The 24,184-nt window shown below is 73.5% G+C and carries 21 protein-coding genes, 1 tRNA gene and 1 pseudogene; 5 read left to right on the forward strand and 18 right to left on the reverse strand.

Annotated features, from left to right (window positions below; translation table 11 throughout):
- The 3 genes from LWC33_RS27380 to clpB form a co-directional block, all read right to left on the reverse strand.
- Positions 1-337, reverse strand: a 337-nt coding sequence (locus tag LWC33_RS27380; RefSeq protein ID WP_233307569.1) for a hypothetical protein, incomplete at its 3' end; no start/stop codon positions are given.
- Positions 334-690: a YbaB/EbfC family nucleoid-associated protein gene (locus LWC33_RS27385; RefSeq protein WP_233307570.1), complete on the reverse strand. Its 357-nt coding sequence runs from the start codon at positions 688-690 to the stop codon at positions 334-336. The genes LWC33_RS27385 and LWC33_RS27380, both read right to left, overlap by 4 nt.
- A gap of 78 nt (positions 691-768) precedes the next feature.
- Positions 769-3,381: an ATP-dependent chaperone ClpB gene (gene clpB / locus LWC33_RS27390; RefSeq protein WP_233307571.1), complete on the reverse strand. Its 2,613-nt coding sequence runs from the start codon at positions 3,379-3,381 to the stop codon at positions 769-771.
- A gap of 185 nt (positions 3,382-3,566) precedes the next feature.
- Here clpB and LWC33_RS27395 point away from each other — a divergent pair, with 185 nt between their 5' ends.
- Positions 3,567-4,043 (forward strand): hypothetical protein, encoded by a 477-nt coding sequence (locus LWC33_RS27395; protein WP_233307572.1) that lies wholly within the window; start codon positions 3,567-3,569, stop codon positions 4,041-4,043.
- 38 nt (positions 4,044-4,081) lie between these two features.
- Here LWC33_RS27395 and LWC33_RS27400 read toward each other — a convergent pair whose 3' ends face one another.
- The 11 genes from LWC33_RS27400 to LWC33_RS27450 form a co-directional block, all read right to left on the reverse strand.
- Positions 4,082-4,558 (reverse strand): heat shock protein transcriptional repressor HspR, encoded by a 477-nt coding sequence (locus LWC33_RS27400; protein WP_233307573.1) that lies wholly within the window; start codon positions 4,556-4,558, stop codon positions 4,082-4,084.
- Positions 4,559-4,574: 16 nt separating this feature from the next.
- Positions 4,575-5,783, reverse strand: coding sequence for a molecular chaperone DnaJ (gene dnaJ, locus LWC33_RS27405; protein WP_233307574.1), 1,209 nt, complete (start codon positions 5,781-5,783; stop codon positions 4,575-4,577).
- A gap of 49 nt (positions 5,784-5,832) precedes the next feature.
- Positions 5,833-6,573: a nucleotide exchange factor GrpE gene (grpE, locus tag LWC33_RS27410; RefSeq protein WP_233307575.1), complete on the reverse strand. Its 741-nt coding sequence runs from the start codon at positions 6,571-6,573 to the stop codon at positions 5,833-5,835.
- The gene (gene dnaK, locus LWC33_RS27415) at positions 6,570-8,441 is read right to left on the reverse strand and encodes a molecular chaperone DnaK (RefSeq protein WP_233307576.1); all 1,872 of its coding nucleotides are present in this window, start codon (positions 8,439-8,441) and stop codon (positions 6,570-6,572) included. The genes grpE and dnaK overlap by 4 nt, the downstream gene beginning before the upstream one ends.
- Before the next feature lie 320 nt (positions 8,442-8,761).
- On the reverse strand, positions 8,762-9,196 hold the full coding sequence (locus LWC33_RS27420; protein ID WP_233307577.1) for a hypothetical protein: 435 nt from the start codon (positions 9,194-9,196) through the stop codon (positions 8,762-8,764).
- 22 nt (positions 9,197-9,218) lie between these two features.
- On the reverse strand, positions 9,219-10,229 hold the full coding sequence (locus tag LWC33_RS27425) for a C40 family peptidase (protein ID WP_233307578.1): 1,011 nt from the start codon (positions 10,227-10,229) through the stop codon (positions 9,219-9,221).
- 4 nt (positions 10,230-10,233) lie between these two features.
- Entirely contained in the window at positions 10,234-10,824 is a 591-nt protein-coding gene (locus LWC33_RS27430; RefSeq protein ID WP_233307579.1) for a hypothetical protein, read from the reverse strand.
- Complete coding sequence (locus LWC33_RS27435) at positions 10,814-12,778, reverse strand: hypothetical protein (protein ID WP_233307580.1); 1,965 nt, start codon at positions 12,776-12,778, stop codon at positions 10,814-10,816. The genes LWC33_RS27430 and LWC33_RS27435 overlap by 11 nt, the downstream gene beginning before the upstream one ends.
- Positions 12,775-15,858: an ATP-binding protein gene (locus tag LWC33_RS27440; protein ID WP_308191018.1), complete on the reverse strand. Its 3,084-nt coding sequence runs from the start codon at positions 15,856-15,858 to the stop codon at positions 12,775-12,777. The genes LWC33_RS27435 and LWC33_RS27440 overlap by 4 nt, the downstream gene beginning before the upstream one ends.
- On the reverse strand, positions 15,845-16,483 hold the full coding sequence (locus LWC33_RS27445; RefSeq protein WP_233307581.1) for a hypothetical protein: 639 nt from the start codon (positions 16,481-16,483) through the stop codon (positions 15,845-15,847). The genes LWC33_RS27440 and LWC33_RS27445 overlap by 14 nt, the downstream gene beginning before the upstream one ends.
- Positions 16,484-16,486: 3 nt before the next feature.
- Positions 16,487-16,750, reverse strand: coding sequence for a hypothetical protein (locus LWC33_RS27450; protein ID WP_233307582.1), 264 nt, complete (start codon positions 16,748-16,750; stop codon positions 16,487-16,489).
- A gap of 528 nt (positions 16,751-17,278) precedes the next feature.
- Here LWC33_RS27450 and LWC33_RS27455 point away from each other — a divergent pair.
- Positions 17,279-19,588 (forward strand): annotated as a pseudogene (locus tag LWC33_RS27455) ((Fe-S)-binding protein); the annotation flags it as partial.
- A gap of 762 nt (positions 19,589-20,350) precedes the next feature.
- Here the strand turns inward: LWC33_RS27455 and LWC33_RS27460 are convergent.
- Positions 20,351-21,112: a hypothetical protein gene (locus LWC33_RS27460; protein ID WP_233307584.1), complete on the reverse strand. Its 762-nt coding sequence runs from the start codon at positions 21,110-21,112 to the stop codon at positions 20,351-20,353.
- 571 nt (positions 21,113-21,683) lie between these two features.
- A complete protein-coding gene (locus tag LWC33_RS27465; RefSeq protein ID WP_233307585.1) occupies positions 21,684-21,845 on the reverse strand; it encodes a helix-turn-helix domain-containing protein in 162 nt (53 codons plus the stop codon).
- 221 nt (positions 21,846-22,066) lie between these two features.
- On the opposite strand from LWC33_RS27465, the gene LWC33_RS27470 reads away from it, so the two are divergent.
- A complete protein-coding gene (locus LWC33_RS27470) occupies positions 22,067-22,285 on the forward strand; it encodes a hypothetical protein (protein WP_233307586.1) in 219 nt (72 codons plus the stop codon).
- Positions 22,286-22,289: 4 nt separating this feature from the next.
- Here the strand turns inward: LWC33_RS27470 and dcd are convergent, their stop codons facing one another.
- Positions 22,290-22,871 (reverse strand): dCTP deaminase, encoded by a 582-nt coding sequence (dcd, locus tag LWC33_RS27475; protein WP_232871910.1) that lies wholly within the window; start codon positions 22,869-22,871, stop codon positions 22,290-22,292.
- A 69-nt stretch (positions 22,872-22,940) separates the two neighbouring features.
- Here dcd and LWC33_RS27480 point away from each other — a divergent pair.
- Together LWC33_RS27480 and LWC33_RS27485 are read left to right on the forward strand one after the other, a co-directional pair.
- Positions 22,941-23,011: transfer RNA gene (locus tag LWC33_RS27480), tRNA-Gly, on the forward strand.
- 271 nt (positions 23,012-23,282) lie between these two features.
- Positions 23,283-23,834, forward strand: a complete 552-nt coding sequence (locus LWC33_RS27485; protein WP_233307587.1) for a dihydrofolate reductase family protein — start codon at positions 23,283-23,285, stop codon at positions 23,832-23,834.
- On the opposite strand, the gene LWC33_RS27490 is transcribed toward LWC33_RS27485, so the two are convergent.
- Positions 23,822-24,169: an MmcQ/YjbR family DNA-binding protein gene (locus LWC33_RS27490; RefSeq protein ID WP_233307588.1), complete on the reverse strand. Its 348-nt coding sequence runs from the start codon at positions 24,167-24,169 to the stop codon at positions 23,822-23,824. The two genes, LWC33_RS27485 and LWC33_RS27490, sit on opposite strands and share 13 nt — an antisense overlap.
- Between the last annotated feature and the right edge of the window lie 15 nt (positions 24,170-24,184).

The raw sequence follows: 24,184 nt of genomic DNA on the forward strand, positions 1-24,184 counted from the left end.
ATCCGGCCGCCCGCTCCAGCGCGAGCGCCGCGGCCAGGTCCGCCTCCCGGTAGGCCGCGCCCGTCTCCCGGGCCGCCGCCGCGGCCGCGGCCAGGCCCCGCCGCGCCGCCTCCAGCGCGGCCACCCCGGCGCCCGCCGCCTCGCTCGCCGCACCGGCGAACAGCCGCCCGACCAGCCCGAACGCGTCGGCGGACAGGACGGCCGGACCGGGCGCCCCGGCGGCGAGCCGCCGCTCGGCCTCCTCGAGCGCGGCGGCGTGCGCCTCCAGCTCCGCCGGGTCGACCACGAACCCGCCGGCCACCCCGCCTGCGCCGCCCAGAGCGCCCACGCCGCTCACCGCTGCTCCAGCAACGGGCCGAGGGCCGCCGTCGCCCGGCGGGAGACCTCCGCGGCGGCGCTCGCCGTCGTCGTCACGACGAGCTCGGCCAGGGCGCCGCGGCCCAGGCCGTCCGCGGCGGGGCCGAAGGCCAGCCCGGTCAGCGCGCCGGTGCTGTCCACGGTGGCCCGGACGGCGCCGTCGGGGCTCGCGGCGGTGGCCGTCAGCGCCGCGATCTCGGCCTGCGCCCGCTCGGCGCGCTCCCGCAGCTCCTCGATCCGGCGCCGGTAGTCGGCGAGCCAGGCCTGCCCGTCACCGAGAACACTGCTGCCCAGAACCCTGCCGCGGGGAACACTGCTGCCGAGAACACTCATGGGCGCGGACCGTAGGGATCACGGTCCGCGCCCACGGCGCTTCGGACGATCACTTCACGATCGTCAACGGGGTGTCCGTCAGACGGCGGCGGGCACGCCCCGTCCGACGATCAGGCCGCCGGTGCCGCCCTCGGCCGTCGGGTCGAGGTCGACGCGCACGGTGTCGCCCTCGCGCACCGCGCCCGACAGCAGCTCCTTGGCGAGCTGGTCGCCGATCGCGGACTGGACCAGCCGGCGCAGCGGGCGGGCGCCGAAGACCGGGTCGAACCCGTTCATCGCCAGCCACTCGCGGGCGCCGTCGGACACCTCGAGGGTGAGCCGGCGCCTGGCCAGCCGCTGCCGCAGCACGTCGAGCTGGATGTCGACGATGTGCGTGAGCTCCTCGGTCGACAATGCGTGGAAGACCACCACGTCGTCGAGCCGGTTGAGGAACTCGGGCTTGAAGTGCCCGCGCACCACCGCCATGACGGCGTCCCTGCGGCCCTGGTCGTCGAGCGCCGGGTTCGCGATCGCCTGGCTGCCCAGGTTGGAGGTCAGCACCAGGATCGTGTTCCGGAAGTCGACGGTCCGGCCCTGGCCGTCCGTCAGCCGACCGTCGTCGAGCACCTGCAGCAGCGTGTCGAAGACGTCCGGGTGGGCCTTCTCCACCTCGTCGAGCAGCACCACCGTGTACGGGCGCCGCCGCACGGCCTCGGTGAGCTGACCGCCCTGGTCGTAGCCGACGTAGCCGGGAGGGGCACCGACCAGCCGCGCCACCGAGTGCTTCTCCGAGTACTCGCTCATGTCGATGCGGACCATCGCCCGCTCGTCGTCGAACAGGAACTCGGCCAGCGCCTTGGCCAGCTCGGTCTTGCCGACGCCGGTGGGGCCGAGGAACAGGAACGACCCGGTGGGCCGGTTCTCGTCCGCGATCCCGGCGCGCGCCCGGCGCACGGCGTCGGACACGGCGCGCACGGCCTCGGTCTGGCCGACGACCCGCCTGCCCAGCTCGTCCTCCATGCGCAGGAGCTTGGCGGTCTCGCCCTCGAGCATCCGGCCGGCGGGGATGCCGGTCCAGGCGCTCACGACGTCGGCGACGTCGTCGGGCCCGACCTCCTCCTTGAGCATGACCTCCTCGTGGCGCTCCACGACGGCGGTCTTCTCGGCGAGCTCCTTCTCCAGCTGCGGGATGCGGCCGTAGCGCAGCTCCGCGGCGCGGCCGAGGTCGCCGTCGCGCTCGGCGCGCTCCGACTCGCCCTTCAGCTGCTCCAGCTGCTCCTTGAGCTCACGGGTGGCCTCGATCGCCGTCTTCTCGTTCTGCCAGCGCGCGGTCAGCGCGGAGAGCTCCTCGCGCTTCTCGGCGAGCTCGGCACGCAGGGCCGACAGCCGCTCCTTCGACGCCTCGTCGGACTCCTTGGCCAGCGCCATCTCCTCGATCTCCAGCCGGCGCACGGAGCGCTCGACGGTGTCGATCTCGACGGGCCGAGAGTCGATCTCCATCCGGAGCCGGGACGCGGCCTCGTCGACCAGGTCGATGGCCTTGTCCGGGAGGAACCGGGCGGTGATGTAGCGGTCCGAGAGCGTGGCCGCGGCGACCAGGGCGGCGTCGGTGATCCGCACGCCGTGGTGCACCTCGTAGCGCTCCTTGAGGCCACGCAGGATGCCGACCGTGTCCTCGACGCTCGGCTCGCCCACCAGCACCTGCTGGAAGCGGCGCTCCAGGGCGGGGTCCTTCTCGATGTGCTGGCGGTACTCGTCGAGCGTGGTGGCGCCGACCATCCGCAGCTCGCCGCGGGCGAGCATCGGCTTGATCATGTTGCCCGCATCCATCGCGCCCTCGCCGGTCGCGCCGGCGCCGACGATGGTGTGCAGCTCGTCGATGAAGGTGATGACCTCACCGGCGGAGTCCGTGATCTCCTTCAGGACGGCCTTGAGCCGCTCCTCGAACTCGCCACGGTACTTCGCGCCGGCGACCATCGAGCCCAGGTCCAGGGCCACGACGCGCTTGCCGCGCAGCGACTCCGGGACGTCGCCCGCCACGATCCGCTGGGCCAGGCCCTCGACGATCGCGGTCTTGCCGACGCCGGGCTCGCCGATCAGCACCGGGTTGTTCTTGGTGCGCCGGGACAGCACCTGCACCACGCGCCGGATCTCGGTGTCCCGCCCGATGACGGGGTCGAGCTTGCCCTCGCGGGCCCGCGCGGTCAGGTCCTGGCCGTACTTCTCCAGCGCCTGGTAGGTGCCCTCGGGGTCGGGGCTGGTGACGCGGGACGAGCCGCGGACCTTGCCGAACGCCTCGCGCAGCGCCTCGGGGGTCGCGCCGTGCCGGCGCAGCAGCCCGCTCACCGGGCCGCCCTTGTCGGCCAGGCCGACGAGGAGGTGCTCGGTGGAGACGTACTCGTCGCCCATCTCTGTGGCGAGCTGCTGGGCGGCGGTGATCGCGCCCAGGGCCTCGCGGTTCAGCTGCGGTGCGGACACCGTGGACCCGGAGGCCGACGGCAGCCGGTTGCCGAGCTGGGTCAGTTCGGTGCGGACGGCGGCGGCGTCGGCCCCGACGGCCGCGAGCAGCGGAGCGGCGATCCCGTCCCCCTGGGCCAGCAAGGCGCCGAGCAGGTGGGTGGGACCGACGTCCGGGTTGCCGGCCAGCGCGGCGGCCTGCGCGGCGGCCGAGATCGCCTGCTGGGTCTTGGTGGTGGGGTTGAAGGAATCCATCCCCGTGTCTCCTCGGATCGTGCGGCCTCCGGGCACGTGGTGTGCCCTCTCGTACTCCTCAACGGCAGGAAAGTTGAGTCTGTTCCACTCAATGTGGAGAAAGTCTACGCGTCGCGCCCCCGGGGTGCTCGGCGGCCGGGCCGTGGCGGCGGCGCGCCCATGATCGGCGCGCTAGCGTGCACCACATGGCAGAGAACGTCGTGGTGGTGACCGGTGCCGAGCCCCGGGAGGTGCTCGACGTCCTCGGTGGGCTCCACGACGCGGGCTCGCTGGAGCTGCGGGCCGCGGCGATCGTGCACCGCGACGCCGACGGGCACCTCGAGCTCGACCACGAGGCCGGCGACGCCCTGGGCTTCGCCGAGCGGCACCCGCGCCTGGGCGCGCTGGTGACGCTGCTGCTCGGGCCGATCGACACCCTGCTGTTCGGCAACCAGCTCGTCTCCCTGTACGGCGCCACCGAGCAGAGCCCGGAGGAGCTCGCGATCGGGCACCTCGCGCGGACGGTGCCCGCGGGCGGCACCGCCGTGATCGCCGACGTCGACGAGCCGGATCACGGCGTGCTCGACGCGAAGCTGCCGGGCGCGACCGTGGCCCGACGCCCCTACGCCGACGTCGAGCGGGAGGTCGAGGCGGCCCGCGAGGGTGCCCCCGAGAACGGCTGAACCCCGCACCACCCGGTACGGGGTCCGGCACACGGTTCTCAGCCCTGCGGGTCGGAACGGCGACGCGGGGCCCGTGGCTGCCACACCACGACCTGCGCGCCCCGTTCGGTCGGGACCAGGTCACGGCGGTAGCTCTGGTGCACCATCGCCGCCGCCTGCTCGGCCGCCGCGTGCGCGGCCGCGAGCTCCTCGGTCAGCTCCTCGACCCGGCCGCGCAGCTGGTCGACCAGCTGCTCCAGCTCGATGATCCGCTTGACGCCGGCGAGGTTCACGCCCTCCTCCTGGGAGAGCCGCTGCACCTCGCGGAGCAGCGCGATGTCGCGGGCCGAGTAGCGCCGCCCGCCGCCGGGGGACCGGCCGGGGCTCACCAGCCCCAGCCGGTCGTAGCTGCGCAGGGTCTGCGCGTGCAGGCCCGACAGCTCGGCGGCGATGGAGATGACGAAGACCGGGGTGTCCTGCCCCGCGCCGGGCGGGAGGGCACCTTCGGGGCCGCGGCCCGCCTCACGGTCCGCCATGTCCCCTCACCTCATCTCACCGGTCGCCCGCGAGCAGGTCCGCCCGCGGGTCGAACGCCTTCGTCGCGTCCGCGTACCCCTGCAGCGCCGTCGCCGCGGCCTCGTCGAGCCGCTGCGGGACCGCGACCTCGACGGTGACGAGGAGGTCGCCGGCGCCCTTCTTCGCCTGTACGCCGCGCCCGCGGACCCGGAAGGTCCGGCCGCTCTGGGTCCCCGCGGGGATCTTGAGCGACACCGTGGAGTCGAGCGTCGGCACGGTCAGCGTCGCACCCTGGACGAGCTCGGGGAAGGTCACCGGCACCTTCAGGGTGAGGTCGTTCGGGTTCTTCGGCGAGCGCCCGAAGACCCGGTGCGGCGTGACGCTCATCCGCACGTAGAGGTCGCCGGGCGGACCGCCGTAGCGACCCGGCTCGCCCTTGCCGGCCAGCCGGATGCGCTGCCCGTCGTCGACCCCCGCCGGCACGCGGACGGTCAGCGTGCGCACCTTGGTGCTCACGCCGTCGCCCCCGCACTCCGGGCAGGGCTCGTCGACGACCCGGCCGGTGCCGCGGCAGTCCCGGCACGGCTCGGAGAAGGCGAACGCCCCCTGGCTGCGGCTGACCACGCCCGCCCCGCCACAGATCGGGCAGGTGTGGGAGCCGGTGCCGGGCTTCGCGCCGGAGCCGTGGCAGGTGTCGCAGGTCCCGGGCGAGGAGATGTTCAGCGTCATCGTGGTGCCGCGCACCGCGTCCTCGAACGGGATCGTCAGCCTGCTCTCGACGTCCGCACCCTGCTGCGGACGCTGCCCGCCGGAGAAGCCCCCGGTCGTGGCGCCGCCGCCGCGGCCGCCGAACAGGTTGCCGAAGAGGTCGCCGAGACCACCGGCGCCCCCCGAGCCGGTCCCTTGGCCGAACAGGTCGCCCAGGTCGAAGCCCTGGGTGCCGCCCTGGCCGGAGAACCCGCCCGGGAAGCCCTGGCCACCCGGGAAGCCACCGGAGAACCCGCCGCCGGCGAACAGCTTGCGGGTCTCGTCGTACTCCGTGCGCTTCTCCGGGTCGGAGAGCACGCCGTAGGCCTCGGAGACGGCCTTGAACCGGGTCTCGGCCGCGGCGTCGCCCGGGTTGGCGTCCGGGTGCAGCTCGCGGGCGAGCTTGCGGTACGCCTTCTTGATCTCCGAGTCCGACGCCGAGGACGAGACGCCCAGCTCACGGTAGAAATCCTTCTCGATCCAGTCGCGCTGGGTCATCCCGCCTCCTTCCGGTGTGTCTGTCTGAGGTGATGTCCGGACGCCCGGCTCAGGCCGGGTTCGTCGGCTCGTCCGGCGACGGCGCCGGGCCCGGCTCGCCCGCGGGCGCGTCGGGCACCTCGGCCGCGGCCGGCACCTCGGACTCGGGCCGGTCGGCGACGGTGACCATCGCGGGCCGCAGCACGCGGTCCGCCATGCGGTAGCCGCGCCGCAGCACCGTGGTCAGCACGGTGACCGTGGGGCCGGGGGCGTCGGCCGGCTCGTGCTGGACGGCCTCGTGCAGCGCCGGGTCGAACAGCTCGCCGTCCGCGCCGAAGGCCTCGAGCCCGAGGCGGGTCGCCACGCCGACGACCTTGTCCGCCACCGCCTTGAACGGGCCGTTCAGGTCGCCGTGCTCCTCGGCGCGGTCGAGGTCGTCGAGCACGGTGAGCAGGTCGGACACGAACGACACGCGCGCGGCGACGACCACGCCCTCCCGGTCCCGGTCCACCCGGCGCCGGTAGTTGGCGTACTCGGCCGTGACGCGCTGCAGGTCCGCCGTGCGCTCCTCGAGCTGCTTCTCCAGGTCGGCGATCCGGGGGTCGTCGAACTCGATCCCGGACTCGGGCGCGGGCTCACCGCCGGGGGCGGCCCCGGCCGGGGCGCCGGCGGCCTGCTGGCCACCGACGTCGGCCGAGGACCGGACCTCGCCCGTCAGGGGGTCGATCCGGCGCCGGTCGCGCACGACGACCGGCTCCTCCTGCTCCCCCTCCGGGCCCGGCCTGCGGTCGGATCCGTACGGGGTGCTCACTTGTCCTTCTTCTCCTCGTCGTCGACGATCTCGGCGTCCACCACGTCGTCGGCACCGGCCTGCTCACCGGTGGCACCGGCGCCGGGGTTCTCCCCGGCCGCGCCGCCCGGGGCGCCCTCGGCACCCGGCTGCTGGTAGAGCGCCTGGCCGAGCTTCTGCGACTCGGTGGCGAGCTTCTCCATCGAGGACTTGATCGCGTCGGTGTCGGTGCCCTTCAGTGCCTCCTGCACCTCGCCGAGGGCGGAGTTCACCGAGTCCTTGACGTCGGCCGGGACCTTGTCCTCGTTGTCCTTGACGAACTTCTCCGTCTGGTAGACGAGGGTCTCGGCCTGGTTGCGGACCTCGGCCTCCTCACGCCGCTTCTTGTCCTCCTCGGCGTGCTGCTCGGCCTCGCGCATCATCCGGTCGATCTCGTCCTTGCCCAGGGCGGACCCGCCGGTGATCGTCATGTCCTGGCTCTTGCCGGTGCCCTTGTCGACCGCGGAGACCTTCACAATGCCGTTGGCGTCGATGTCGAAGGAGACCTCGATCTGCGGCACGCCGCGCGGGGCCGGCGGCAGCCCGGTCAGCTCGAACATGCCGAGCTTCTTGTTGTAGGCCGCGATCTCGCGCTCGCCCTGGTAGACCTGGATCTGCACCGACGGCTGGTTGTCGTCCGCCGTCGTGAAGATCTCGGACTTCTTGGTCGGGATCGTGGTGTTGCGCTCGATCAGCCTGGTCATCACGCCGCCCTTGGTCTCGATGCCGAGGGACAGCGGGGTGACGTCGAGCAGCAGGACGTCCTTGACCTCGCCGCGCAGGACACCCGCCTGCAGCGCGGCGCCGACGGCGACGACCTCGTCCGGGTTGACGCCCTTGTTCGGCTCCTTGCCGCCGGTGAGCTCCTTGACGAGCTCGGTCACGGCCGGCATGCGGGTCGAGCCGCCGACGAGGACGACGTGGTCGATGTCGCCGACCGAGATGCTCGCGTCCTTGATCACCTGGTTGAACGGCGCGCGGGTGCGGTCGAGCAGGTCCGAGGTGATGCGCTGGAACTCGGCGCGGGACAGGGTCTCGTCGAGGAACAGCGGGTTCTTGTCGCTGTCGACGGTGATGTAGGGCAGGTTGATCGTGGCGCTCGAGGAGCTCGAGAGCTCGATCTTGGCCTTCTCCGCGGCCTCGCGGAGCCGCTGCATCGCCATCTTGTCCTTGGTCAGGTCGATGCCGTGGCTGCCCTTGAACTTGTCGACGAGCCAGGTCACGATCCGCTCGTCCCAGTCGTCACCACCGAGGTGGTTGTCGCCGTTGGTGGCCTTGACCTCCACGACGCCGTCGCCGATCTCGAGGAGCGAGACGTCGAAGGTGCCGCCGCCGAGGTCGAAGACGAGGATCGTCTGCTCGGTCTCGCCCTTGTCGAGCCCGTAGGCCAGCGCGGCCGCGGTGGGCTCGTTGACGATGCGCAGCACGTTGAGGCCCGCGATCTGGCCGGCCTCCTTGGTGGCCTGGCGCTGCGCGTCCTCGAAGTAGGCCGGGACGGTGATCACCGCGTCGGTGATGTCCTCGCCCAGGTAGGCCTCGGCGTCCCGCTTGAGCTTCTGCAGCACGCGGGCGCTGATCTCCTGCGCGGCGTAGGTCTTCCCGTCGATGTCGGGGGTCTTCCAGTCCGAGCCGATGAACCGCTTCACCGAGCGGAACGTGCGGTCCGCGTTGGTGACGGCCTGGTTCTTGGCGGACTGGCCGACGAGGACCTCGCCGTTGCGCGCGAACGCCACGACCGAGGGCGTGGTGCGGGAGCCCTCCGAGTTGGCGATCACCGTCGGCTCCCCGCCCTCCAGGACGGAGACGACGGAGTTGGTGGTCCCGAGGTCGATACCGACCGCACGAGCCATGGTGTGTGCCTCCGTGTCGAACTCGGTGTTCGTCGAACACCGTGTGTCGTAGTGCTGTGTAGAACTGTCGGGTTCCGTACCGCCGTTGAGCGGATCCGGCTCAAGTTTCGCGATCGAGGCGCTCGCCGTCAACTCGGCCTTGAGCCCATCTCACTCAACTTGCTGCTCGGTCCAACGGGCGACGTACCCGACTTGTTCCCGCCCGACTCAACTTTGCCCGAGTGGCGGGGAGCACACCGCCCGATCCACCGGGACCCGGAGCGCGCGCCTCGCGGGATATCCCGATGTCTAGCGGAGGAACGAGAGAGCGGTAGAGGCCCTTACAACGCCGGGGCGGGCCGCGGCGGCGGGACCTCGTCCCCCGGCCGCGGGAGGGTCTCCTCGACCGGCGCCAGGGCCCGGTGGTGCGCCGGGTCCGCGACGACCTCGCCGGTGGCGTCCCGGTACTCGAGCCCGCCCTCGGGGTCCAGGTCGGCGACGTACCCGGCGGCGGCCAGCTGCTCCTCGTCGAGGTCGCGCAGCAGCTCCCAGCGGCTCGGCACCACACGGTAGTCCGGCCAGTCCAGGTGGCCGTAGGCGTCGTGCAGGTCGGCGAGCAGCCCCGCGAACACCTGCTGCCAGCGCAGCGGCATCGCCTCGGCTATCCCGCGCGGCACCACCAGGTAGTCCGGGCCCGCACCCGGGGCCGGGCGGTCCAGGTAGTCGGCCAGCGGCGTGGTCGAGCGGGGCGGACGGGCGGCGTCCGGGCGGGCCATCGTGCGTGCTCCCGGGGAGGGTTCAGGCGGTGTTGGAGGGGGTGCCCGGGCGGGTCGCGAGGGGCACGAGCTCCTTGTAGTCCCAGTTTACGGGCTGCACCCGGACGTTCTGCCCGCTGTAGGGCGCCTCCACCATCTGGTCGTTGCCCAGGTAGAGGAACACGTGGTGGATCGTCGACGGGTCGGTGCGGTCGTAGGCGTAGAACATCAGGTCGCCGGGCTGGGCCTGCCGGACCGGGAGGTGCCCGCCGGCGTTGTACTGGTCCCGGGAGACCCGGGGAAGCGTGATCCCGGCCTTCTCGAACGCCCGCAGCATCAGCCCGGAACAGTCGTAGGTGTCCGGGCCGGTCGCGCCCCAGACGTACGGCTTGCCGACCTCGCCGAGGGCGAACTCGATGGCCGTGCGCACCGCGCCGGCGGGCAGCTCCGCGGAGCCGCTGCCGCAGCCCGTGGGGTCGGTGACGTCGCCGAGCTGCTCGACGAGGTCCGCGGCGAGCCCCTCCCACTTCGCGTAGGCGCTGGGGAAGGCGGATCGCTGCACGGTCTGCGCGGCCACCGTGACCGGCTGGTCCTCCCAGTCCGGCACCTGCAGCAGCCGGTCGTAGAAGGTCCGCGCGCTGTAGGCCGGGTCGGTGACCTGCGCCGGCGAGCCCCAGCCCTGCGAGGGCCGCTGCTGGAACAGCCCCAGCGAGTCCCGGTCGCCGTAGTCGATGTTGCGCAGGGTCGACTCCTGCATCGCCGTGGCCAGGGCCACCAGCCACGCGCGCGGCGGCGCGTTCAGCTCCTTGCCGACGCCGATGATCGTCGCCGCGTTCTGCCGCTGCTCGTCCGTGAGCGTGTCGATCGTCGCGCCGGCCGCACCCCCGCGCCCGACGGTCCCGATCGGCCCGATGCCGGCGTCGCACCCGGTGCCGGTCCGCTGCTGGGCGGCGTTGGGCGCGAAGGCGAGGAAGCCGAGCGTCAGGAACACCACGAGCGCGACGCCGATCGCCACGAAGGGCAGCAGCAGCCGCAGCGGCCGGAGCAGGCGCACGGGGTCAGGCCCGGTCGTAGCCGGAGACGCGCCAGCCCGCCTCGGTGTCGACGACCGTGACCTGCAGGGTCACCGCGTCCGTCGGGACGTCGGCCACGACCGAGGCGGGGGAGACCTGCGTGGCCGTCGCCGCACCGGTGACCCGGGTCGCCGGGATGTTGGCGGGGTCGACGCCGCTGAGGGTGCCGACGTACTCCGGCGTGGTGTAGGGGGCCAGCGCGGCCACCCACTGCTGGTTCGTGGTGCCCGCCGGGTGGGTGGCCCAGGCCGTGGCCCAGTCCTGCGCCACCTGCAGCGCCTGGGCCGGCGCGGCGGACAGCGGGAGCGTGGTCGGGGCCAGCGGCGCGACCGGCGGCAGGGCGGTCGGGGTGGGCGAGGCGGGCGCGCGGGCGCCGGTCGTGGCGGTCGTCGCGCCCGGTTCCTGGGCGGCCGGGGACTGCGGGGGCGGACGGAGGGCGCCGACGACGAAGCTGACCAGCACGGCCAGCGCCAGCACCACGACGACGGTGCCCGCGAGCCGCAGCGGGGTGCGCAGGGGCCACGACCACACCGCCCGGTAGGCGGCCGCGCGCCCGCGCGGGGACCTAATCGGCATCGCGGCCCGTCCGGGCGGGGCGGTAGATGCGGTAGACCGGGACGCCGTCGACGAGCTCGGCGTCGACCGGCCGGGCCTGGACCGCGCGGGCCGCCGCGGGGTCGGAACGGCGGTAGATGACGCGCTCGTCGATCTCGCTCGGGTCGGTGCGGGCGGGGCGGACGCCGGTCGCCGCGGGGGTCGGGGACCCGCCCGCGGGCAGGACCGCACGGCGGGCGGCCGGGACGGCCGGGTCGTTCGTGCCGGCGACCGTGGCGTGCCGGCGCGGCGTCCGCGCGCCCGGCCCGGCCGGCGTGACCGTGGCCTGCACCGGTGGCGGCGCGGTGAAGCGCGAGTACTCGGCCTCGGGGCGCACGGCGTCGGGGTCGTCGCCGGAACCGGACGCCCGGCGCTCGTGCCACCAGCGGCCCTGCCGGTCGGCGCCGGGGTCCGCGCCGCGGACGCGCTGCCAGACGCGGGACATCGGACCGCCGCCGATCGACGGCACGATCCCGCCGAACTGGTCCCGGGTCAGCGACACCATCGACACCAGTCGCCGGAAGGGCCGCGCGACCGCCCACAGCACCACCGTGACCACGCCCGTGACCAGCAGCGCGAGCCACAGGTCGATGCCCGCGCCGGGGCGGAACAGCGACACCACCAGCAGCGCGTGCAGCCCTGCGAGGGCACCGACGATGATCGTGTTGACGATCGCGGCGCCGGCCACCCGCAGCAGCGCGGGCAGGATGTCCGGCTTCAGCACGGCCACCACGGCGACCGCCGGCGCCGTCATCACCATCAGCCGCAGCAGCAGCATCGCGACGAGCACCAGGACCTTCGACAGCAGCTGGAACAGCGCGATGCACGCGGCCTGCACCACCGAGAGCACGCCGACGCCGACCCGGCTGCCGGACTCGCCCTGGAAGTAGCTGTACCGGTCGCCCATCTGCCCGGCGAGGGTCGCGTAGTCCGTCTTCTTCTGCTCGGCCAGCTGCGGGGTGTCCTGCCCGTCGGCGACCTCGTTGATCGTGAAGGTCGACGCCCGCAGCAGTGGCCGGCCGAGGTCGGTGGCCTGCGGGACGTCCGGCGAGCCGAAGTTGCCGCGCAGCCAGTTCGTGTAGATCACCTGGTCGACCAGCACCGTCGGCAGGGTGTCCCGGTCGCCCAGCCCGACCTGGGAGAGGAAGCCCTCCTGCATCTGCGTGACGCCGTCGAGCAGCAGGGAGTCCGCCGCCTTCGCCCAGTTCACCGGGGCCAGGTAGGCCGCACCGGCGAGCACCAGGGCGCCGAGTGCGAAGGCCGCCCGCTGCGTCTGCCGGGCCAGGTCGCCGCGCAGCGCCAGGACCAGCAGGATCACCGCGAGGATCACCAGCGCCACGCCGATCCAGAGCGTGAACACCGAGTCGTACATGGCCCGGGTGGCAGCGGTGATGACGTTGTCCAGCGGGTCGAGCAGCGCGCCGCCGTCCGCGATGAGGTAGTGCGCCCAGTTCACCCCGCCCACGGTGAACTTGGCGACGTTGAAGGTCTGGTTGCCGAGCCACGTGTCCGTGGTCGTCGCCGGGTTGAGGACGCCGCCGGCGCAGCCGAGGTCGTAGTTGTGCCAGGTCATCCCGGCGTAGCCGACCTCGCGGTAGACCGAGCCGGGCTCCCCGCCGTCGGGCCGGGGCGGGTCGAGCGAGCCGACGAGACCGGTGCCGGGGCGGTCCGGTTCGGGGCTCTGCTTGCAGTCGAAACCCTGCGCGAGGGCCGGGCTGCCGACCAGCCCGCTGCCCGCCACCACGGCGAGGACCAGGAGGACCGCGGCACCGCGGCGCCGACGGGGGGCGGGTACCGTCTCCGCCGCGGTGTCCGGTCGGGCGCGGCGGCGCGCGCGGTCGCGGCGTACGGCGACCACCACGGCGGCGGCCAGGACCAGGAGCACCGCCAGGAGCCCCGTCGTGCCCCCGGGCGACGCGGTCGCCGCGGGGGTCACCGCCCGCCCTCGCCGGGGGCGCCGGAGCGGGCGCGCTCGGCGGCGACGTCGCCGGGATCCTCCGTGCCGTCCGCGGGCGCGTGTCCGTTGCCGCCGCGTCCGTTCCCGGCGATCGCGTCCTCGTCGACGGCGAGCTCGGCGTCCTCGTCGAGGTCCGCCCAGCCCTCCTCCAGGTCGTCGAGGAGGTCGAGCTGCTCGTCGTCGAGGTCGTCCGGGTCCGCCTCCGGCGAGCCGGGGACCACCTGCACGCCGCCGTCCCAGCCCGCCCGGCCCGGGCCGACCCGGGTGGCCTCGCCGGTGCGGATCTCCGGGGCGGACAGGTCGACGGGGTCGAGGTCCTCGTCCAGATCGATTCCGCCCGGTGGCACGACGACCTGGCGCGCCCCGACCGGGCGCGGCTCGTCGGGCGCCCGCCCGGAGTCGGCGGCGAGCACCGGCGCCCCGCTGACGGCGACCCGGCTGGCGTCGGGGTTGGTGTCGAGCGCCTCGCGCACGTGGTCGAGGTGGGGCGCCTCGAGGTCGATCCGGATCTTCTCGACGCCGCCGTGCCCGTCGGCGAACACGAACTGGCGGGGGGTGTCGTCCGGCCGGTCGTCGTGCCGGGGGCGCGGGGAGAGCGTGCTCAGCATCTGCTCGTAGCCGACGCCGGTGGGGACCCGCAGCAGGCGCAGCGCCTCCGTCTGGGCCTCCTCGTCGTCCGTGCGGCCGACGAACACGGCGTTGACCAGGGACGCGAAGCCGGAGACCCGCAGCAGGTCGCCCGCGAGCTGGGAGGCGAACAGGGCCCGGACGTTGAACTTGCGGGAGTCGCGGGCGAGCCGGTCGATGAGCACCTTGCCGGTGGGCACCTGGGACAGGAAGTGCGTCTCGTCGAGCGCGACGCCCTTGCGCAGGTTGCGGTCGGCCTCGTAGATCGTCCGCTGGGTCAGCCAGGAGGCCAGGTTCAGCAGCTCGACGGCCAGCGCCTCGTTGTCCGTCCACTCCTCGCGCGGGCTGCCCGGCCGCGGCAGCGTCATCCCCTGCATGGTGAGCACGGTCAGCCGGTAGTCGCGATCGGCGGCCCACGGGTCGTCCCGGCTCGTGTCCGGGAACAGCAGCGCGGCCTGCGGGAGCTCGCGGCGCTCCTCGAGGAAGTCCGCGACCACGCCGGCGTGCTCCTCGCCGTCGCGCTGGTGCCGGCGCAGCGCGTCGATGACCAGGCCCGGGTGCCGGTCCGGGGCACCACCGACCTCGCGCACCGCGCGGAGCAGCACGATCCGGGTGTGCGGCAGGCGGGCGACGTCGTAGGGCAGCAGGCCGGTGAGCACGTCGAGCACCAGCCGGCGGCGGGTGGCCGCGGCCAGGGACCGCTCGCGGCGCCAGGACCGCTCGGGGTCCTCGTCGTCGGCGAAGTGGTCCGGCCGCGGCTCGGCCACCACCCGGTACGGGTTCAGGATGCCCGGGTCGGCGCGCAGCAGGTTGATGTGCCGGGAGAACGAGGCCAGCTCGGGCAGCCGGGTCAGCTCGGCCAGCGGACCCGACGGGTCGAGTACCGTCCACCGTGCACCCGCGCGGAGTGTCTTGTAGACGATCAGGCCCGTGAGGAACGACTTGCCGGACCCCAGACCGCCGACGACGGCGGTGAGGCCCGAGGCCCGCCGGACCTCCTGGGCGAGCCAGGGGTCCCAGGCCACCGGGCGCCGGGTGGCCGTGCAGGTCTCGCCGAGCATGATCCCGCGCCGGTCCCCGACGCTGGCCGTCGCGGCCGGCACCGCGGCCGCCGCCCAGGTCACGGAGCCGCGTCGCCGGTACGCCGTGGACGCCATCGCCTCGCCGGGGATGAACTCGCGGGCGTAGCGGTACTGCGCCTCCGGATGCTCGATCTGCACCTTCGGCGAGTACAGGTCCAGCACCTGCTGCGCGCGCTGGATCGCCTCGCCCTCGTCCGGCCCGGCGACGGCGATCCGCCACCAGCCGTAGAGCCGCGTGTTGAGCTGGGTCAGGCCACTGGTCAGCTCGTCCTCGACCTCGAGCACCCGGTCCGCCTGACGCGCGAGCGACATCGGCGGTTCGAGGTCGTGGTCGTGGGTGTAGTGCCGGATCTGGCTGCGCACCTTGCCCATCTGGCGCTGCAGCTCGCCGGTCACCTCCTCGGGCCTGCGGATGTACATCCGCGCCGACCACTCCACCGGGAAGGGGAGGCGGTCGGAGTGCTGCATCCACGGGTCGTCGACCTCGGGGATGCGCAGCCCCTCCATCAGCCCGAGGGAGAGCACCGCGACGTCCCGGGTGACGGCCTGCCCGCGGACCCGGCCGGTCACCTTCACCGTGGGCGCGTAGGGCTCCTGGTGCAGCTCGACACCGTCGGTGAAGGCCGCGAGGTCCTCCTCCTCCCAGCGGGTCACGCCCACCGGGACCGACGACAGGCTGCGCGGCGCGGGCAGCCCGAGGGCGACCGAACGGTGCATCAACCAGGCCATGTCCGACGCCGACGCCGGCACCCCGTCGAGCCCCGACCCCGCCACCAGCGCGTCGAGGTGGTTGAGCTCGGACTCCAGCGCGGACAGCTCGGCCCGCACCGCCGCCGGCACGACCCGGCCCAGCACCGGCGCCGCGCGCTCGACCCAACGGTCGATCATGCTGCGGCCGGAGACCTCGACGCCGAGGAAGACCTCCTTGTCGCTCATGGACAGGCCCATGAGGTGGCGCTGCTCGCCCTCGAGGAAGGCGTCCCAGCCCAGCGCGCCCGGCACGTCGGGCATGCGGCCGAGGGCGTTCTGGTCGAAGGACTCCGCCCACATGTGCACCGGGTACGGGCGGGTGGTCACGCGCAGGTGCAGCCAGCGCCCCTGCAGCTCGCCGAGCTGCGCCGCGATCTGCCGGATGAGGATCTCGCGCTGGCTGTCGCTGCGGAAGCTCCACGCCTGCGGGGACAGCCGGTACCAGGCCATGACCTGGGTGGACGTGCGGGTGACGTGCCCGTCGATGCTGCGCAACGCGATCGTGGGGCTGAACTTGGGGAGCTTGGCATCGCCCTGCAGGGAGCGACCGGCGGGGCGGCGGCCGTCGCGGAAGGGATCGCGCTGCTCACGCGCGGCCACGACCGGCCCCCTTCCGCCCGTTCGCGGTGGCCGTCCCGGTGGCCTCACGGCGCTGTGCGGAGGTCGCCCAGGGCTGCGGCGCGGCGGGCGTGTGGCCGACCCGGTGCGGTGCGGCCTGCACGGGGGCGATGTCGTTCAGCACGGGGGCGGCCTCGACGATCCGCGGGGCCGGTTCGGGCTCGGGCTCCGGCTCGGCGCGCACGGCGGGACGCGCTTCGGGGCGCACGGCGGGCCTCGGCTCCGGGACGGCCGCCCGGCCCGGCCGCGGAAGGGCCCGGTGCGTGCGGACGTGCGCGAACCGCACCGGCCCGCCCGCGCCGCGGCGGCGCTGCCGCGGACCGGTGACCTCGTGCCGGAACAGCTCCGCGACCTGGCTCAGCGGGCGCTCGTAGTCGATCTTCTTCCCGAGGAACCGGGTGGCGACCACGGTCAGCACCAGCGCCCAGGCCACCGAGAAGAAGTCCAGCCCGATGCCGACCCGGCGCTGGAGGAACATGATCACGATCATGACGAGCAGGCCGACACCGTAGGAGACGTACCGCGCGCGCCAGGGGAAGGTCGCGCGCGGCGGACCCAGCCAGACGGAGTCGACCCGGTACACCTCGTCGTCGGTGCGGACCAGCACGGGCTAACCCGTGATCAGGCTGGCGAGGAAGCTGCCGACCCTCGGCCCGTTGCCGGACACCGCGATGCCCAGCGCGACGAGACCGACGAGCAGCCCCACGCTGCGGCGGGCCACACCGGCGTTGTCGCCCCGACCGCCGATCCACAGCAGGATGATCGCGATACCCAGCAGGATGAGCGGGACGATGTTGCTCTGGATCCACCCCTGCAGGCCGTTCGTGGTGAGGTTCTGGGCGTACCAGAGGGTCCGGGCCCCTGGTCCGGTCATCGGTCTTCTCCTGCCGTGGTCGGGCGGGCACCCTGGGGAACGGGGGGAGCATGGGCCGCCAGCGGACCAGAGTAGCCACGACGGGCCGAAGCGCAGGTGAGGCCACGCCAGAGCCACCCGATCGCACGCGCTGCCGGCGGCCTCGCCGCACCCGTTCGCCACGGGCCTCGCACCGACCGTGAAGGGAGGCCCGCCGACCGGGTGAGTCGTCCACGGTCCCGCACCGCCCGGTCACCACGCCTCCCGCGGGGTGGCCGCACGACCCGGGCATTCGGTGATTCCGCTCTCAGAAGGGTACCCTGACCACGCGGCCCTGACCGGGGGAGCAGCGGTTGCGGAGCGCGTCCGGCAGCCCCCGTCACCGCAGCGTGCCGTGCCCGTCACAGGGCACAGGGCCACCCCGGTGACCTATTCTCCCGCTCACGCGATTGTCGTCGCGAACCGCAACGAGGCCGTTTCGTGTTGCTACTCGTCAGTAACCACGCGTATAGCCTTCTTGCCGGGACCACGACAGGGAGGTTCGTCCACATGACCTGGGTGCAGTACGTGCTCGGCATCGTCACGGTGTTGTCCGCCGTGGTGGCCGTGGCGCTGGTGTGGCGCACGGTGGCGAGCATGGTGAGCATCATCCGCCTGGGCCAGGCCGACGGAACGCGCTCCGGCCCGTTCGGGCCGCGCTTCGCGACCATGCTCAAGGAGACGCTGGGTCACACCCGGATGCTGAAGTGGAGCCACGTCGGTGTCTTCCACTGGCTGGTGATGATCGGCTTCGGCGGGCTGTTCCTGGCGCTGATCGAGGCGTTCGTCGAGGTGTGGAACCCGACCTTCCACCTGCCGATCATCGGCGAGTGGGGCCCCTACTCGCTGTGGGTCGAGGTCCTCGGCGTGGGCACCGTGGTCGGCATCCTGCCGCTGATCGTCTACCGGCAGGTGAAGAACCCCAAGCGGCTCGGGCGGGCGTCGCGGTTCTACGGCTCGTACATGGGCCGGGCGTACTTCGTCGAGGCCATCGTGTTCCTCGAGGGCGCCGGCATCCTGATCGTGCGCGCCTCGAAGCTCGCGCTCGGTGCGTTCGACGCCCCGGACTGGTCGACCTTCGTCACCGGCCCGCTGTCCACGATCTTCCCCGGCAGCCCCACGCTGATCTCGGTGTTCGCCACGGTGAAGGTCCTCTCGGCCACGCTGTGGCTGATCGTGATCGCCGCCAAGCCCACGATGGGGGTGGCCTGGCACCGGTTCACCGCGTTCCCGAACATCTACTTCAAGCGCGAGGACGACGGGCGCAAGGCGCTCGGCAACGTCAAGCCCATGACCTCGCAGGGCAAGGTGCTCGACCTGGAGGAGGCCGACCCGGACACCGACACCTTCGGCGCCGGGCGGGTCGAGGACTTCACCTGGAAGGGCCTGCTCGACTTCACCACCTGCACCGAGTGCGGGCGCTGCCAGTCGCAGTGCCCGGCGTGGAACACCGAGAAGCCGCTCTCGCCGAAGCTGCTGGTCAACGCGCTGCGCGACCACGCCTACGCCAAGGCCCCGTACCTGCTCGCCGGGGGCCGCAAGGACATGACCGGCGAGGAGGTCGGGCTGACCGGCGACGACGCCGAGGCCCGCCTGGCCGCGATCCCCTCCGCCGCGGTCAAGGAGGCCGAGCGCCCGCTGGTCGGCGGCGAGGACGTGCTCGGGGTGATCGACCCGGACGTGCTGTGGTCGTGCACCACCTGCGGGGCGTGCGTGGAGCAGTGCCCGGTCGACATCGAGCACGTCGACCACATCGTCGACATGCGCCGCTACCAGGTTATGATCGAGACCGAGTTCCCCACGGAGCTGTCCGGGCTGTTCAAGAACCTGGAGAACAAGGGCAACCCCTGGGGGTCGAACCAGAAGGACCGGCTGGCCTGGACCCAGGACCTGCCCTTCGAGGTCCCGGTGTTCGACGGCGAGCTCTCCCCGGAGACCGAGTACATCTTCTGGGTCGGCTGTGCCGGGGCGTTCGACGACAACGCCAAGAAGACCACCCGGGCCACCGCGGAGCTGCTGCACCGGGCGGGCGTGAACTACGTGGTGCTGGGCACCGAGGAGACCTGCACCGGCGACCCGGCGCGGCGCGCGGGCAACGAGTTCCTGTTCCAGATGATGGCCCAGCAGACCGCCGAGATGCTCAACGCCGTGTTCGAGGGCCGCGAGCCGGGCACCCGCAAGATGGTCACCACCTGCCCGCACTGCCTCAACTCGCTCTCCCGCGAGTACCCGCAACTCGACGGGCACTACGAGGTCATCCACCACACCCAGCTGCTCAACAAGCTGGTCCGCACCGGCAAGCTCGTCCCGGTCGCCGACCCGGACTCCTCCAAGCGGGTCACCTACCACGACCCGTGCTACCTGGGCCGGCACAACGAGGTCTACGAGGAGCCGCGCGAGCTGGTCTCCGCGGTCGGCACGCTCACCGAGATGCCCCGCCACGGCGACCGCTCGATGTGCTGCGGCGCGGGCGGCGCGCGGATGTGGATGGAGGAGCGGATCGGGCAGCGGATCAACGTCACCCGCACCACCGAGGCGCTCGAGACCCTCTCGCCCGCGGGTGGGGACGGGGCCTCGGCGGCGGCCGGCACGATCGCCGTCGGCTGTCCGTTCTGCCGCACCATGATCGGCGACGGCCTGACCCAGAAGCAGGCCGGCGGCGAGGGCGAGCAGGTCCAGATCCAGGACGTCGCGCAGATGCTGCTGGCCTCGGTCCAGCGCGGCGACTCCGCCGTCGCGACGCCCGCGGCCCCGGAGGCGACCGAGGGCGACGTCGAGCAGACCACGGACTCCCCGCTCACCGAGAACACCCCGGCCGGCGCCGCCGACTCCGGTGCGGCCACCGCGTCGACCTCGGCCGAGGCCGCGGCGGACACGGTGAAGCCGGCGGAGGCGCCCGTCGACGCCGTCGCGGAGAAGGCCGCGGAGGCCCCGGACACCGGCACGGCCGGCACCGACGCCGACAAGTCGGAGGTCACGACCGGGATGAACGACGCCGCGGTGGAGGGCTCGGGCAAGGAGCCGACCGCGTCGTCCGAGGCCGAGACGGCCGGGCCGTCGGAGCCGCCGACCGGGTCGACGGAGGCCTCGAAGGAGGACTCCGACGCGTCCGGGTCGAAGGGGGCGACGTCCAACGGCTCCGCTCCGAAGCCGGAGACCAACGGCCACGCCCGCTCCGACGCCCCCTCGGGCACCGGCGACAAGGGCGAATCCGGCTCTTGACGCAGTAGTCCCATCACAGGCCCCGCGATCTTCGGATCGCGGGGCCGGTGGCGTTCTCAGGGGTGGGACGCGGTCGGTCACGGTCGGTCGCGGCAGCGGGCCCGGCGGGCGTGGCGGGCGGGAGCGGAGCCCTGATCGTCGTTCCGGACCGCCCGCGGCCGGCGGTGGCCGCACATCGTCCCGGACGGTGATCTCGGGGCGGCAGGTCCCCGTAAACGGCGTTTACCGCTCGGATAGCGGGTCCCGGTAAACGGCGTTTACCCAAGGCGTACAGCGCGGCCTGCGGAAGCCCACAGCGCAACTCGCGGAAGCCCACAGCCCGACTCGACGGAGGGTGAGAGCCCGGCTCGCGGGGCTCTCTCAGGGGCAGGGGCGGAAGCGCGCGACGCGCCAGGTGGCCTTGGCGGTGTTCTCCGTTCGTACGACGTCGACGGTGCCGAGGGCCGGGACGGCGCGGCCCCAGGCGGTGGAACAGCCGTCGAGCGCGACGACGGTGCCCGGTGCCGGGGCCGGGGTGGGCGAAGTGGAGGCGCGGGGGGCGGCGGTGGGGCTGCCCGCGGGTACGCGGCTCGCGGCCACGCCGACCCCGGCGGTGCAGTCGGCCGCACCGGTGGCCTGCGCCAGCTGGGCCTGCGCGGCCGGGTCGAGGAGCCGGCACACCGCCTCGGGGTCGGCCGGGGTCAGGCCCTCGCCGAGCTTGGTCAGGACGAGGTCGGGACGGTCGTAGCCGAAGCCCTGCCGCATCTGCGTCCCGGCCTGCTGCGCGATCTGCGTCTCCTGGTCGCGGACCTCGGCGGCGCGGAACTGGTAGCCCACGAACGACACCACACACAGGGCCGCGCCGACGGCCGCGACCTGCCACCGCGGGAGCCGTAGCAGCCCGGCGACCAGCACCCCGATGCTCGTGGCGAAGGCCCAGGACCAGGGGTTGCCGGCGGTCTCGTGCACCAGCCCGGCCAGCAGCGCGACCCCGGCGACGTGCCAGGTCCAGCCCTTCAGCAGCCGGTCCAGGCGCAGCAGCGACAGCAGCACGAGCACCACGAGCCCGGCGGCGACCGGGACCCACCAGCGCGCCTGGTCGTCGAACGCCACGAAGACGAACAGCAGGACCGCAGCGCCCACGATCCCGAGGCCGATCGCGCCGCGCCAGCTCCGCGGGCGGAACCTCCGCAACACCTCCGCCGCCGGGACCCGGGTTCCGTTCGCTCCCGAGCCCTCCGGGTCGGGATCGGGGTCGAACCGCCCTCGCGGCCGGCCCTTCTCTCGCTCACCTCTCCGACCTGCGTGGTCTCGTGCGGCCTGCCCCCGGTCGAGCGGCGTCGAATCGATGCGTCCCTGGTCGAGCCGCTCCAACTCGGCCTGCTCGGGCTCTGCCCGGCCGAGCTCACGCGCATCGGCGTCGGTCCGATCCCGCTCGGCCCGGCCCCCGGACCGGCTGCGTTCAGGTCGTCGGTCCTGCTGGACAGCGTCCCGCTCCACCGGCGGGTCGCCCTCGTCCCGCCGCACGACCTCGGCCCCGGGCGCCGGCCGGTCGTCCTCCGTGCCGGCGCGGGGCTCTTCGGCCGCCCGCCGTGGGGGCGCGTGCCGCCCACTGCGCCACGCCCCCGTCCCGGCGGAGGGGTCGGGGTGGGCTGAAGGGTCGGGGCGCTCCATCGCGGCCCAGCCTAGCGATCCGCCGGGGTCCGTAGCGGCCTCACAACCAGCCGTGGTCGCGCGCCCGCTCCAGCGCCTCCACCCGGGTCGCGACGCCGAGCTTCTCCGTCGCCGAGGACAGGAAGTTGCGGACGGTGCCGGCGAACAGGTGGACCCGCGTGGCGATGTCCCCCGCCGTCCCGCCATCCCGCCATCCCGCCATCCCGCCGTCCCCGCCGTCCCGCCGTCCCCGCCGTCCCCGCCCACCCCGCCTGACCGACGCTGCGCAGGACCTGCAGCTCCCGCTCGATGAGCGGTCAGCCCTCCGTGGCGAGGGCGGCCACGGCCAGGTCGGGTCGACGTACCGGCCGCCGCCGTGCACCCGCCGGATCACGTCGGCCAGCAGCGAGGCGGGAGATCACCACGCTGCCGCTGTTCTCTTTGGTGGTCGCGGCCGCGGTGATGGTTGCCGTGGTCTCCGCGGGCGGCTGGCCCGGCCTGCTCGCGCTCCTGCCCGGCGGGGCGATCGGCGCGCTGAGCCGGATCGCCTCCGGCGCGCCGTGGATGCCGTACCCGCTGGGCTCGCTGGTCGCGTGGCCGGTGCTGTTCGGCTGGCTGGCCATGCGGAACTTCCGGTGGGACGCGCGGGTGGCCGCGGTGTAGGCGCTCAGCGCCGGGTGTCGACCTTGTGGAAGTTCTTCCACGCGCGCGAGGGCGTCGGGCCCCGCTGCCCCTGGTAGCGGGAGCCGACGCCCTCGCTGCCGTAGGGCCGCTCGGCCGGGCTGGACAACCGGAACAGGCAGAGCTGCCCGATCTTCATGCCGGGCCACAGGGTGATCGGGAGGTTCGCGACGTTGGACAGCTCGAGCGTGATGTGGCCGGTGAAGCCGGGGTCGATGAACCCGGCCGTGGAGTGGGTGAGCAGGCCCAGCCGGCCCAGGCTGGACTTGCCCTCGAGCCGGCCCGCCAGGTCGTCCGGAAGGCTGACCTGCTCGAACGTCGACCCGAGGACGAACTCGCCGGGGTGCAGCACGAAGTTGTCCCCCTCGGCCGTCTCGACCGGCGTGGTCAGCTCGTCCTGCTGGATCGACGGGTCGATGTGCGTGTAGCGGGAGTTCTGGAAGACCCGGAAGAAGCGGTCCAGCCGCACGTCGATGCTCGACGGCTGCAACATCGCCTCGTCCCACGGGTCGAGCCCGAGGCGCCCGGACTCGAGCTCCTTGCGCAGGTCGCGGTCCGAGAGCAACACGCCGCGCAGCCTATCCGGGGAGGTGGATCGAGGGCCGCAGCGGGGATGCTAGAGTCGCTCTCACGCACTGCGGATGTAGTTCAATGGTAGAACATCAGCTTCCCAAGCTGAATACGCGGGTTCGATTCCCGTCATCCGCTCTCTCACCGAAGGCCCAGCTCACACGGTGTCCACACCGGAGCTGGGCCTTCGTCGTCCCCGAGGTCCCCCGTGGCCTCGACGGGCACCTCGCCCGGCTGCGCGCCCGCATCACGGCCCGCCGGGAATCCGGCACGACCCGTCCGGTTGCACTGGCCCCGGCCGCCGGAGGTGGTGGCGCTCCCGGGCGGGCGCGATGCCGGACGGTCCGATGAGTTGCGCGGCCTCGGCCGGTCGGAAGGGGGACATCCGAGACAGGAGAGGACGGCACCGATGCGCGAGATCGTGGTCTCCGAGTTCGTGACGCTCGACGGCGTGATGGAGGCGCCCGGCGGCGAGCCGACGCACCCGCACACCGGCTGGGTGGCCGAGCACGGCACCCCCGAGTTCTTCGAGTTCAAGTACCGCGAGGTGGTCGAGGCGGGCGGGCTGCTGTTGGGCCGCACCACCTACGAGAGCTTCGTGGGGGCGTGGCCACAGCGCGAGGGGGACTTCGCCGAGCGGATGACGGCGCTGCCCAAGTACGTCGCCACCTCGCGCCCCGAGGAATTGACCTGGAACGCCCGCCCGCTCACGGGCGCGGTCGTCGACGCCGTGACGGAGCTCAAGAAGGGCGACGGCGGACCACTACTGGTCAACGGCAGCGCCACGATGGTGCGCACCCTGCTCGCCGCCGGGCTGGTCGACGAGCTGCGGCTGCAGGTCTTCCCGGTCGCGATCGGCGGCGGCCTGCGGTTCTGGCCGGAGGATCGCGGCAAGGTGTCGCTGCACCTGGCCGACGTCACCCGCTACGGCGACACTCTGGTCCAGACCTACCGGGCCTGATCCGCGTCCCGGTCGCGCACCAGGCGGGCCGGCGCCTTCCGTCGCCACGCCTCCTCGACGAGCTCGCTGAGCTGCGCCGGATCGACCGTCGCCAGGTCGACGAGGATCGAGCCGTGCCCGTCGTAGTGCGGCGTGGTGAAGAAGGTCGGGTCGCCCGAGGCGAGCAGGGCCTCCTTCTCGTCCGTGCCGCAGACCAGCATGAGCCCGCCCTCCGCTTCCGTGCGTAGCCGGGCGAAGCCCTTCCCGCGGACCTTCAGCGCCGGTGTGCGGTAGGAGGTCGACACCTCGACCTCCGGCAGTGCGGTCGCGATCGCGACGACGTCGTCCCAGGTCATGGGTCGATCCTGACG

Source organism: Pseudonocardia terrae (genome assembly GCF_021343995.1).
Classification (GTDB): domain Bacteria; phylum Actinomycetota; class Actinomycetes; order Mycobacteriales; family Pseudonocardiaceae; genus Pseudonocardia; species Pseudonocardia terrae.